The following is a 12,253-nucleotide window of genomic DNA, read 5'->3' as shown; positions in this document are numbered from 1 at the left end:
TCTGCGGGTTAAGGGCTTATTGTGCGAGGCTCGGGAACAGTTGGCCTTGATCTGGTCGCATTTAGGGTCGCTTTGAGGCGCATTTGTGAACGGTTTTTGCCATAATGTGATTCGCAGCAACGCGGAGCCGGTCTTGAAAAGCCGCTCCGCCATGCGTCTCTGCTCTGGACCTTGCGCTGATTTCGGAGAATACTCACGCCCATGTCTTTACCCCCGGGATTCTTGGATGAGCTGCGTAACCGCCTGTCGCTGACCGATGTGGTCGGTCGCAAGGTCATGTGGGATCAGCGCAAGTCCAACGCCGGCAAGGGGGATATGTGGGCGCCATGCCCGTTCCACCATGAAAAAACCGCGTCCTTCCATGTGAATGACAAGGACGGCTACTACTACTGCTTCGGCTGTCACGCGAAGGGCGACGCGATCACCTTTGTGCGCGAGACCGAGAATGTCAGCTTCATGGAAGCCATCGAAATTCTTGCACGCGAAGCGGGGATGCCGATTCCCGAACGTGATCCGCAGGCCCAGAAACAGGCCGACAAGCGTTCGCAACTTGCCGAGATCAACGAGGCGGCCAACCGGTTCTTCCGCTTGAACCTGTCGCAACAGGGCGGGGCACAGGCGCGGGCCTATCTTGACCGGCGCGGCATGAAGCCCGAGACCCGCGAACGCTTCGAGATCGGCTATGCGCCGCCGGGCAATGCCTTGCTGCGGGCGCTGAAGGATCAGGGCATTTCAGTGGAAATGGCCATTGAGGCCGGTGTGGTGGCCAAACCCGATGACGGGCGCGACCCCTATGACTTTTACCGCGACCGGATCACATTCCCGATCCGCGATGCGCGCGGGCGGCTGATTTCGTTCGGCGGGCGGGCGATGGACTCGAATGCGCGGGCGAAATACCTCAACGGTCCCGAACGGCTTTTGTTCGACAAGGGCGCGGCGCTCTATAACCACGGCCCTGCGCGGGCCGGATGTGGCAAGGGGCAGGTGCTTGTGGTGGCCGAGGGCTACATGGATGTCATTGCCATGGCCGAGGCCGGTTTCGACGCCACCGTGGCCCCTTTGGGCACGGCGATCACCGAACGCCAGTTGCAGCTTATGTGGCGCATGTCCGACGAGCCGGTGATCGCGCTTGATGGCGACAAGGCGGGGCTGCGCGCCGCGTTCCGACTGATTGATCTGGCCATGCCCTTGCTGCAAGCGGGCAAGGGGCTGCGCTTTGCCATTTTGCCGGAGGGGCAGGACCCCGACGAGTTGATCAAGGCCAAGGGGCGCGAGGCCATGCAGGAGGTGCTCGACGGGGCGTTGCCGATGGTCGCGCTGTTGTGGCGACGCGAGACCGAGGGCAAGGTGTTCGACAGTCCTGAACGGCGTGCGGCTCTGGACAAAAGCCTGCGCGATGCCATCCGTCCGATTGCGGACCCGTCGATCAAGGGGCATTACGGTGAAATCCTCAAGGACATGCGCTTTGAACTGTTCCGCGGAAAACGCAGCGAGCAGCAAGGCGGAGGCGGAGAACGGCGCGCATGGACGCCGGGCAAGGGGCGCTTCAATGGCGGGCGTTTCGGCAAGGGGCCTGCGGTGCCGACCGAAGGGCTGAAAGCCTCGCTCATTGTCTCGGGGGACGAAACGCAGGCCGATCTCATGCGCGAGGCGGTGGTGCTGGCGGTGCTTCTGAAAAACCCCGGCATTGCGCTCGATTTCTTGTCGCAACTCGAAGCGCTCCAGCCCCGGACCGAAGATCACGCGGCGCTCCTCCATGCGCTTCTGACCCATGCGGAGGTCGAAGACGCCGACGAACTGCGCGAAAAGATCCTCAACGATGTGGGGCGCGGACCTCTTGACCGGCTGCTGTCGCATCCCCATGTGCAGATCACGCCGCCGGTGCGCAAGCCGGATCGGGAGGTGGCGCAGATGTGCCTCACGGAAGAACTGGCCAAGCTGAAAGCCCGTCGGGGCTACAAGGCCGAGCTGGACGAAGGTCTGGTCGATCTTCTGGCGGCGGAGGACGAGAAGGTAACATGGCGGCTCCGGCAGGCCGCCGAAGCACGCAACAAGGCAACCAAAGCGGAGGCCGAGGACAAAACGGAATTCGATACGGCCGAGAATGGTCTGGAACTGTCGCGTGACGAGCGGGATGCTTTCCGCGCCCTTCTGAACCGAATCGCGCCGGAACGTCAGAAGTGAGAATCACCACAGGGTTGCGGCAGAAGGGTCACGGACCCGAATGAAGCGTGTCGGCAACCTATGCTGGGCTCTGGTGCATGGTTGGTTAAGGAAATATGGGTATTCGGGTGGCGAATCGCTGATTCGCGTGACATGATTCGTTCAACTCGGCTGGTCGGGCACTCGTTTTGGATGAACTCGGGCAAAGCCGCGCTTGAAGGCTCGATAGAGCCGCGCATTAAGATTAGGGGAGAGCCGCATGGCCGCTAAGGACAATGACGACGCCAAAACCGAGGATCAGGACGTGATGCTCGACGTGAGCCAGGCCGCGGTCAAAAAGATGATCAGCGAGGCGCGCGAAAAGGGCTACATCACCTACGATCAGCTCAACAAGGTTCTGCCGCCGGAACAGGTCAGCTCGGAACAGATCGAGGACGTGATGTCGATGCTCTCCGAAATGGGCATCAATATCATCGAGGACGAGGAAGCCGAGGAAGAAGAAAATTCCGGCAAAGGTGGCGAACTCGTCACCGCGAACAGCTCGCGCGAAGTGGCCGTTGCGGCGTCCGAGACCGAAAAACTCGACCGCACCGATGACCCCGTGCGCATGTATCTGCGCGAAATGGGCTCTGTGGAGCTTTTGAGCCGCGAGGGCGAGATTGCCATTGCGAAGCGGATCGAGGCCGGACGCAACACCATGATCGCAGGGCTGTGCGAAAGCCCGCTGACCTTTCAGGCGATCACCATCTGGCATGACGAGCTTTTGTCCGAGGACATTCTCCTGCGCGACGTTATCGACCTTGAGGCCACGTTCGGCGGCGGCGTCGACGGGGACGATGAGGAAGAGACTGTTGTGGGCGGTCTCAAGACCGAAGGCGCTGCGGCCAGCGGCGAGACGAAGCAGAAAGAACAGGAATATGACGCCGACGGCAATCCGATCTCCACGGATGACGACGACGATGACGAGGACGAACAGGCCAATATGTCTCTGGCCGCGATGGAAGCGGCGCTGAAGCCTCAGGTTCTGGAGACGCTGGCGCAGATTTCCGAGGATTTCGCAAAGCTGTCCGAGATGCAGGACCTGCGGATGTCCGCGACACTCAACGAGGACGGGTCCTTCTCCGAGGCTGAAGAGGCGCAATATCAACAGCTCCGTTCCGAGATCGTGACGCTGGTGAACTCGCTGCACCTCCACAACAACCGGATCGAAGCGCTGATCGACCAGCTTTATGGTATCAACAAGCGCATCATGACCATCGACTCGAACATGGTGAAACTCGCCGATCAGGCGCGGATCAACCGCCGCGAGTTTATCGAGGCTTACCGTGGTGCCGAACTGGACCCGAACTGGCTCGACCGTATGGCCGAAAAGCCGGGGCGTGGCTGGCAGATGTTCATTGAACGCCACACGCCGAAGGTCGAGGAACTGCGCGCCGAAATGGCGATGGTCGGTCAATATGTCGGTGTCGACATTTCCGAATTCCGCCGCATCGTGCAACAGGTGCAAAAGGGTGAAAAAGAGGCCCGTCAGGCCAAGAAGGAAATGGTCGAGGCCAACCTGCGTCTCGTGATTTCCATTGCCAAGAAATACACCAACCGCGGTTTGCAATTTCTTGACCTCATTCAGGAAGGCAACATCGGCCTGATGAAGGCCGTGGATAAATTCGAATACCGGCGCGGCTATAAATTCTCCACCTATGCGACGTGGTGGATCCGTCAGGCGATCACCCGCTCGATTGCCGATCAGGCCCGCACCATCCGTATCCCTGTGCATATGATCGAGACGATCAACAAGCTGGTGCGGACTGGTCGTCAGATGCTCCACGAAATCGGTCGCGAACCGACACCGGAGGAATTGGCAGAAAAGCTGCAAATGCCGCTGGAAAAAGTCCGCAAGGTGATGAAAATCGCCAAGGAGCCGATCTCTCTGGAAACGCCGATTGGCGACGAGGAAGACAGCCAGCTTGGCGATTTCATCGAGGACAAGAACGCGGTCCTGCCTTTGGACGCGGCGATTCAGGAGAACCTCAAAGAGACCACAACCCGCGTGCTCTCCTCGCTCACACCGCGCGAAGAACGCGTGCTGCGTATGCGTTTCGGGATCGGAATGAACACCGACCACACGCTCGAAGAGGTGGGCCAACAGTTCTCTGTGACCCGCGAACGTATTCGTCAGATCGAGGCGAAGGCGCTGCGCAAGCTCAAGCACCCCTCGCGGTCTCGCAAACTGCGGTCGTTCCTGGATCAATAAAGTCAGAGGCGCCTCCCGAAAGGGGGGCGTTTTGCTTATGCCGAAGCTGCAAGCGTGAAACCTGTGTAGGTGGGCGCAAAAACTGAAAAGTTGCCCTGCACCCCTCCCGTTCAAACCATCTGCGGCTTGCGCTTCCGAGGTAACCTCTTCAAAATGCCTTCCAAACAGGAGGCCCCATGTCCCTTTTCGCAAAACTTTTCGGTGGCAAATCGAAACCCGACGCCACGCCGAAACCCGAAAGCAAGCCGGAGCTTTACGCTGCGGATTTCCGCATTTTTGTGGAGCCGATCAAAGAGGCGAACGGCTATCGCGTTGCGGCCCGCATCGAGAAGGACATCGATGGCGTCACCAAAACCCATATGATGATCCGCGCGGATACAATGAGCTCCGAAGACGATGCGCGCGTGGCGAGCCTGCACAAGGCGCAGGTGTTTATTGATCAGATGGGGGACGGCATTTTTGGCTAAGGCCAACATAATGTCGCATAAGCTTGTGCCGTGTTTTTCTGTATGGTATCCGGAACGGGCCTCTAACGCATGAGGTGCGAATGTCCTACCTGTCCCACATACTCGTCGCCGCTGTTTTAAGCGTTGCCGCGTCGCCCGTTTGGGCGATCTGCGCGGGCAATCAGGAGACGGTGTTCGCCTGTTCCCTCGGGGCCAAGCATGTAGAGTTGTGCCTGACCCCAGCCGAGGGCCGCGTGACCTATCGGTTCGGGCCTGAACGCGCTCCGGAGATCGAGCTGACGCGGGACTTTGACGAGATCACGATGCAGCCGTGGAGTGGTATCGGGCGCTCGATTTGGGATCGTGTGACGATACCCAACGGCGATTATTCTTATAGCCTGTCGTGGTCCTACGACAAAATTGACCAAGAGGTGTCAGGCGGGATTGAGGTTGCGCGCGGAGAGACTGTCTTGGCCTCTTTGGCTTGCGAGGATGCGGGTGAGGGCGGCGCGATTATGGAGCTTGAGACCTTGAGCTTTGCGATGCAGGACGCGGGTTTCTGTCGCTCAGCCACATACGAGGCTTTGCGGGAGGGGCCGTGCGAATGAGCCATCATCTGTTCGAGTTCTCCACGCATGGGCCGGGTCTCTATGAGATCACCGAGGATCTGGCGCGCTGGGTCGCGGGGGAGGGGCCGATGGAGGCGGTGCTCACCGTGATGGTGCAGCATACCTCGGCCTCGCTCGTCATTCAGGAAAATGCCGACCCCGAGGTGCAGACTGATCTCGCGGCGTTTTTTCATCGGTTGGTGCCGCCGACAACCGACCCGTCCATGTCCTACTTGACCCATACCTATGAAGGGCCGGACGATATGCCCGCGCATATCAAATCCGCGCTGTTGCCCACGACTATCACAATTCCTGTCATCGCGGGGCGAATGGCGCTTGGAACATGGCAGGGTGTTTACCTTTTCGAACATCGCACCCGTCCGCATGTCCGGCGCGTTATGGCGGTTTTGCGATAGGCGGGCGGCCGGATTTTTGCGCCTACTACATCTTGGGTTGCATTTTTGATCTACCCAAATTGTGGCCTGCCCCCTATAGTGCCTGTGGATAACTGGGGCATAGACCCCAGATGATTGAGGCAGTGATGAAATAAGGGGGCGCGGATGCGTTGTCCATTTTGCGGAAATGTTGATACCCAGGTGAAAGACAGTCGTCCGGCTGAGGATCATGTTGCGATCCGTCGGCGGAGGTTCTGTTCGGCCTGTGGTGGACGTTTCACCACCTATGAACGTGTGCAGTTGCGCGACCTTGTTGTGGTCAAAACCAACGGTCGCCGCGAAGATTTTGATCGCGACAAGCTGGAGCGTTCCATCCGGATCGCGGTGCAGAAACGCCCGATTGAACCGGAGCGTCTCGACCAGATGATTTCCGGCATTGTGCGGCGTCTGGAGAGCATGGGCGAGACGGATATTCCGTCGAAAATCATTGGCGAAATCGTCATGGAAAGCCTCGCTCGGATTGATACCGTGGCCTATGTGCGCTTTGCCTCTGTCTACAAAAATTTCCAAGCCGCAGATGATTTTGACAAGTTTGTCAGCGAGTTGCGCCCGGACACCAAGTCTGACGAATGACCCGTCAGAGTGACGAGCGCCATATGCGCCACGCGATGTCTCTGGCCGCGCGCGGGCTTGGGCGCACATGGCCGAACCCTGCGGTCGGCTGCGTTATTGTCAAAGATCATCGCGTTGTCGGGCGGGGGTGGACCCAGCCCGGTGGTCGGCCTCATGCCGAGGCGATGGCGCTTGCCCAAGCGGGGGAGACGGCACGCGGTGCAACAGCCTATGTTACCTTGGAACCCTGTTCCCATTACGGCAAAACACCACCTTGTTCCGAGGCGCTGATCGCGGCGGGCCTGTCCCGTGTGGTTGTCGCCTTGGGTGATCCCGATCCACGCGTGAACGGAAGAGGCTTTGCAAAGCTGCAAGAGGCGGGGATCGTGGTCACGACTGGCGTGCTGGAGGCGGAGGCCAGAGCGCAACAGGCGGGGTTTCTCTCGAAAGTGACGCTGGGGCGTCCGATGGTGACACTGAAACTCGCGATGTCTTGGGACGGGCGGATCGCCACGGCCACGGGGGAGAGTCAATGGATCACAGGTCCGCTGGCCCGTCGTCGCGTTCATGCCATGCGGGCAACCCATGACGCTGTTCTGGTGGGCGGTGGCACGGCGCGGGCGGATGATCCGAACCTGACCGTGCGGGGACTTGGGGTTTCGCACCAGCCTGTGCGCGTGGTCATGTCGCGCCGCCTTGATCTGCCGCTTACGGGGCATTTGGCACGCACGGCGCAAGAGATTCCGGTCTGGATTATTCATGGGCCGGAGGTGGATGATGCGCTGAAATCCGCATGGCGTGGGCTTGGAGTAGACCTGATCGAAGCCTCTGTTATTGCGGGAAATATTAATCCGAAATCGGCATTTGACGCCTTGGGCGCACGCGGTCTGACGCGGGTGTTTTGCGAGGGGGGCGGGGCGTTGGCGGCGTCGCTTTTGTCGGCGGATCTGGTGGATCGTGTGGCGCTGTTCACCGCAGGGCTGGCCATCGGCGCGGAAGGCCGTCCGGGGCTGGGTGCTTTGGGCCTCGACCGGTTGTCAGCCGCAATCCGTTATCAGCTTGAAAGCGTGGAGCAGCTTGGCCCCGACACTCTGAGCCAGTGGCGGCGCGGGCCTGCGCTTGATGATGGCCCGAACGCATAGCGCCCTAACACTTTGATTTTCAATAAAACACTCTAGCGAAGCCCAAGAAAGGCGGCGCGGAACTGGCGCAGTTTTGCCAGCGCATATTGCATCGCACGGCTGCGTCCCTGCGGTGCGATGGCGAGCCGTTCGAGCGCCTCTTCGGGGGCTAGAGTGGCCCCTGTTTCGGGGTCGAAATACCGCGGATAGTCGAGCAGAACGGCATGGGCGAGGCCCATAAGATCGGGTGCGGCATTACGTCGGACAAGCGTCGGACTTCTGTCGGACGTCAAACCCCATCTGGCATAAAAGGGCGCACCGGTGCAGGTCACGGGTTTGTGGCGGAGCAGGGCCTCGAAACCGATGAGCGAAGTCATGGTCCAGACCTCGTCACAGGCCTCGATTAGACTTAAAGGATCTGCCTTCGTGGCAATCACATCTGCGATCTCTTGCGCCTCGGGCACCTTGCCGCGCCGCAGACCGGCTTCCACATCAGGATGAGGTTTGTAGACGATCACCGCTTCGGGATGCGCGGCGCGGGCGGCGGTCAGAAGATCGAGATTGGTGGCAATCTCGCCTGCGGCACATTGGATCGAGGCATCGTCCTCAACCTGTCCGGCGACGAGAATGCGATGCCCCTCCGGCAGATCCGGCAACCCGTCGCCAACATTGTATTTGCTCAACCGCAAACAGGTCAGACGCTGGACGAAACGCTCGATCCGGTGGCGCTGATGCGGGGTCAATTCGGCGCGGGCGGTGATGAGTTGTTCGAGCCGTGAGGGCCGTGTCGGGTCAAAGTAGATTCCCGTATCATCAAGCACCAGAGACAGGGGCCGCACCAGAGCCGCGCCCAAACCGCGCGAGCGCAGGAACCCGTCTTCGAGCCGCAATTCGGCCTCCGGTGTACGTCCCCAAGCGAGGTGGCGAAGCCCTGCGGCCTTGTGGCGGGCGATGCTGTCAGGGTCATCGGTGAAGACGATCTGCGACCTGCCAAGATAACGGCGCAGGAAAGGGCGTTTCCACGGCAGGATGTTGGAGGCGACATAACCCGCCGCATCCTCCGTTACGGCGCGTTGGCGGGCTTCAAGGCGGGCGAGGAGGTCTTCAATCTCCAGCGCCTTATCTCCTGCGCGCCATTGGGGCGCCATCATGAGGGCGGCGCAAAAGAGCTGGACGCGGGTCAGGCGGCGGGTCGCATAGGGGTCGGGGCGCTCGTCCTGTGTCAGGCCAAGGCTGCTATACCAAGGCTGCCCGAAAACGCGGGGTCGATGTCCGGCGAGAATGGCGTCGAAACCGTAACCGGCGCTGTGGGTGTAGACTGCGGTCGCGTTTTCCAGAAGGGGATAGAGCGCGCTGTCTTCGGAAAGCAGGATGATCCTAGGATCGTCATGGGCGGTGAAATACCCGTCAGGGCAGGGCAGGATCGCAACCTGCGCGTTGAGGATCTCCGTCTGGGCGAAGACCAGCATTTCGGCCATATCGGCCTCGCTCGGGGCCTGATCTGCGGTTTTGGGCTGATCCAGAACGAGCACATATGGAACATCTGGCAGGGCATCCTGCGAAGGAAGGGTCGCAAATTTGGACAAATTCAACGAAACGAGCCACGCCATCGCATCGCGTGCGCGATTGAGTAATGCGCTGTCATCCAGAGGGCTGCGGGTGAGCAAGGCGTCCCAGTCTTCCAGCGAGGCGTAGGAGAGATCGGGCTCGTCCTGCACACGTTCGAACAGCAAGGGAGGCGCAAAGGAAAGCCGCCCCGACAGGTGATGCGGGGCGGCTTGGGATGCGTTGCGGTCGGGATCGACCATCGGGCCTATTCGCCGATGCTGGCCAGCGAGTCGACAGAGCTGGTTGCGCCGGTAATTGCACCCAGAGTTTTCTGCCATTGGGTGAACGGCGCTTCGGTGACATAGATCGTATCGCCATCGCGGATCAGGAAGTCGCGGGCAAGGAACAGGCCGTTCGGCTGGGTCAGGTCCAGCATGTAGATCATGCGCTGGGGACCGACCAGATCATCGCGACCAAGCACCTGTTTGGCGATCGCTTCAGGTTCGTTGCGGAACACGAAAACCCCTGTGGGATCGGCGGAATTGGTTTGCAGCCCGCCGACTTGGGCAATGGCTTCAATCGCGGAGAGATTGCGGGTCTCGAAATTGATGACGCTTTGACCGCCCGTCGCCCCAAGCGCGGTGAAGGAGCGCGGATCGGCTTCGACGAGGATGCGGTCGCCGTCGCGCAGCGGGATGTCGTATTTCGGATTCTTGTAGAGGTCTTCGAACCAGACCGTGCCGGACTTGCTGCCACGAATAACTTTGACCTGCGCGATATCCGGATCGACGGCGACGCCACCGGCTTGTGCCAGCATGGCGGTCAGGCGACGGGTGGGGCGCTGGATCGGGTAGACGCCTTGACCTGCAATCTGGCCGGTGATGGTGACGGTGGCCCCGTCTCCTGCGGCGCGTGTGACCATGACTTGCGGATCGGGGGTCTGGGTGTCGAGTTTTTCGGTGATGATGCGGCGGATGGCTTCGGGGCTGTTGCCTGCGGCCTTGATGCGACCTGCATAGGGCACGAAGATGAAGCCGCTGCCGTCGACCTGAACCTCGGAGAGGACGGTGGCGTTGGCGCCCTGACCGGCCAGCAGCCCGTCATCGACGTTTTCCCAGATCGTCAGCGACAGAACGTCGCCTGCGGCAATGGTGTCGGAGCCGACAACGCCGGCGTTCTGGAAGGCGGAGGAGAAGCCGAGTTCTTCGGTGATGGCGGTGGCTGCCGTGACGCGGTCATTGACGGCCACAACAAAGGAATCGCCTTGTTCCAGAACGGAGCCTGCAAAAATCTCTTTCTTGTTGGGGCCGGATCGTGGAAGGCCACAAGCCGACAGACTCGCGGTGATGGCAACAAGTGCCACAGCGCGGGTGATGCGCGATGTCAGGATTTGCACAGCTCGAACTCCTCTGCCCCAAATTTTTATCGGGTCTAATCGACACGTTAACCAAAGGCGACATAAAAATCCACTGTGAGGGGCATCTCGGGCGGGAACGTTCGGTCAAGTGTTGCGCGCAGGACGCGGCGGTCATAGGGAATGTGGTGATTTGGAAATTTCCCTCAGGATATAGGGGGCTACGCGGCGATGTTGAGGCCGCTTTGGCGGGGGCTCAGGTCTAATTGACCACGCGCAGAGGCTGGCGCGGCGGGGCGGAGCCGGAGATCAGGGCCGCATCGGGGGCCTCTTTGGAGAGCATCAGGTCCACCACGAGACGCAGGAGTTGCCGCCGTCCCCGTTTGGAATAGAACCCGCCGGGCACTTGCGAGGTTTCCAGAAGGAATTGCCGGTAATCGCGATAGGCGCGGGTGTCGGGCCGTTCGGGGCGGGCGAAGAACTCGTCCAGCGGTTGATGGGAGACGAATTCGGGTTTGTCATAGACCGCACGTCCCAGAATGCGCAGGGGTATCCCCAGCGAGAGGACTTGTTGTCCGGCGGTGGAATTGACCGTGACGGCGGAGCGGGCGCTGTGCAAGAGGCGTTGCAGTTTGCCGCCCCGCACAAAATGCACGCGGGATTCGACGCCGAACTGGGCGGAGAGGCGGCGGATTTCATGGCGCAGATTGCGCCGGTCGTTTTCCAGAGGGTGCGCCTTGAACACGAGGTGGTGATGCTGCGGGGCGCCTTTGGCAAAGCCTTCGATCACATCGGCGATAAATTCGGGCATGGTCGCATAGGGGCTATGGACCTGAAAGCTGGTGTCATGTTCGAGTTGCAACAGCGCGATATGGAAGGGGTGGCCTGCGGCAAGGATGGCGCGTGTGTGCCATGCCCGCGAGAGTCTGTGAGCGGGCATCAGGGTCAGGCGTTTGAAATACAGCAGGAATTCCTTGGTCACGGGCAGTTCGCGGTGGCCGCGATAGTTTTTGAACGCGGAGTTCCGGAACATCACGAACCAGTGGTAGAGTGCGCCGTAAAAGATGTGCTGGCGCATGTCGCCCCAATGGGCGGGGGGCTCGATACTGTCGTGTTCGATCTTGGCCAGAGCCTTGCGCATATCTTCGACAGAGAGCGACATGAGGGTGGAGTTGCCGTTCGATCCGTTGCGCTCGTAGGACACCCAGTAGGGGCGGATGTAGCCCTCTTCGAACACATGGATGGTCAGGCCAAGCGCGCGGGCCTTCTCGATTGCAAGCGCATGGACGGGGCGGGTGTCGCCGTAAAGCACGATGTCGGTGACGGATTTCTCGCGGACAATCTCGGCAAAGCGCTCGGGCCAGTGGTCGGCCGGATCGGTGTAGGGCAGAAAGCTCCGGCTGGAGAACCAGAAGGCACGGTCGCCCGCATTGAACCCCACACGCCAGACCGACGCACCTGCCGCACGCAGCATCTTGCCAAGCGCCCAGAAGAACGGCCCGTGTGGCCCCTGCAACATCAGGAACACCCGTTTGTCGGCAGAGGCGGGAACGTCTGTGGGTTTCATGGGCATAGGATGTGCAAACGGTTGTGTTTCAGGAAGATACGCGGGGTTTACCTTGAGTTAACCTCTGTGTGGCGCGAAAGTAAGGCGGAAATGTGGCATTTCCTTCCCCGTGCTTTTCTTCGTGCTCATCCCAGAGACACGATCCTGTGGCGCGATAGGGCCTCCGGGCAAGCGATGGGTAAGCGACG

10 protein-coding genes are annotated in these 12,253 nt (G+C 60.4%); 7 read left to right on the top strand and 3 right to left on the bottom strand.

Going from position 1 to position 12,253, the window contains the following annotated elements; translation table 11 throughout:
- The first annotated feature begins 201 nt into the window (after positions 1–201).
- The 7 genes from dnaG (at position 202) to ribD (ending at position 7,617) form a co-directional block, all read left to right on the top strand.
- Entirely contained in the window at positions 202–2,184 is a 1,983-nt protein-coding gene (gene dnaG, locus BM152_RS06250; RefSeq protein WP_066599323.1) for a DNA primase, read from the top strand.
- A gap of 238 nt (positions 2,185–2,422) precedes the next feature.
- On the top strand, positions 2,423–4,414 hold the full coding sequence (gene rpoD, locus BM152_RS06245; protein WP_066599317.1) for an RNA polymerase sigma factor RpoD: 1,992 nt from the start codon (positions 2,423–2,425) through the stop codon (positions 4,412–4,414).
- Positions 4,415–4,590: 176 nt separating this feature from the next.
- On the top strand, positions 4,591–4,881 hold the full coding sequence (locus BM152_RS06240; protein ID WP_066599314.1) for an HlyU family transcriptional regulator: 291 nt from the start codon (positions 4,591–4,593) through the stop codon (positions 4,879–4,881).
- Positions 4,882–4,961: 80 nt separating this feature from the next.
- Positions 4,962–5,468: a hypothetical protein gene (locus BM152_RS06235; RefSeq protein WP_066599310.1), complete on the top strand. Its 507-nt coding sequence runs from the start codon at positions 4,962–4,964 to the stop codon at positions 5,466–5,468.
- A complete protein-coding gene (locus tag BM152_RS06230; RefSeq protein WP_066599307.1) occupies positions 5,465–5,884 on the top strand; it encodes a secondary thiamine-phosphate synthase enzyme YjbQ in 420 nt (139 codons plus the stop codon). The genes BM152_RS06235 and BM152_RS06230 overlap by 4 nt, the downstream gene beginning before the upstream one ends.
- A 144-nt stretch (positions 5,885–6,028) precedes the next feature.
- Positions 6,029–6,496, top strand: a complete 468-nt coding sequence (gene nrdR / locus BM152_RS06225; RefSeq protein ID WP_066599305.1) for a transcriptional regulator NrdR — start codon at positions 6,029–6,031, stop codon at positions 6,494–6,496.
- Complete coding sequence (ribD, locus tag BM152_RS06220; RefSeq protein ID WP_066599303.1) at positions 6,493–7,617, top strand: bifunctional diaminohydroxyphosphoribosylaminopyrimidine deaminase/5-amino-6-(5-phosphoribosylamino)uracil reductase RibD; 1,125 nt, start codon at positions 6,493–6,495, stop codon at positions 7,615–7,617. The genes nrdR and ribD overlap by 4 nt, the downstream gene beginning before the upstream one ends.
- Before the next feature lie 32 nt (positions 7,618–7,649).
- On the opposite strand, the gene BM152_RS06215 is transcribed toward ribD, so the two are convergent.
- The 3 genes from BM152_RS06215 to BM152_RS06200 all read right to left on the bottom strand — a co-directional run bounded on the left by BM152_RS06215 (position 7,650) and on the right by BM152_RS06200 (position 12,065).
- Positions 7,650–9,404 carry a capsular polysaccharide biosynthesis protein gene (locus BM152_RS06215; RefSeq protein WP_066599298.1) on the bottom strand — a complete coding sequence of 585 codons (1,755 nt, stop codon included), beginning with the start codon at positions 9,402–9,404 and terminating at the stop codon, positions 7,650–7,652.
- 5 nt (positions 9,405–9,409) lie between these two features.
- Positions 9,410–10,540, bottom strand: coding sequence for a polysaccharide biosynthesis/export family protein (locus tag BM152_RS06210; protein WP_170845858.1), 1,131 nt, complete (start codon positions 10,538–10,540; stop codon positions 9,410–9,412).
- A 220-nt stretch (positions 10,541–10,760) separates the two neighbouring features.
- Positions 10,761–12,065 carry a capsule biosynthesis protein gene (locus tag BM152_RS06200; protein WP_066599705.1) on the bottom strand — a complete coding sequence of 435 codons (1,305 nt, stop codon included), beginning with the start codon at positions 12,063–12,065 and terminating at the stop codon, positions 10,761–10,763.
- Positions 12,066–12,253 lie beyond the last annotated feature (188 nt).

This window comes from Celeribacter halophilus, from assembly GCF_900114135.1.
Lineage (GTDB): Bacteria > Pseudomonadota > Alphaproteobacteria > Rhodobacterales > Rhodobacteraceae > Celeribacter > Celeribacter halophilus.
The sequence above is the reverse complement of the archived record's forward strand: the minus strand, read 5'-3'. Positions and strand labels throughout refer to the sequence as shown.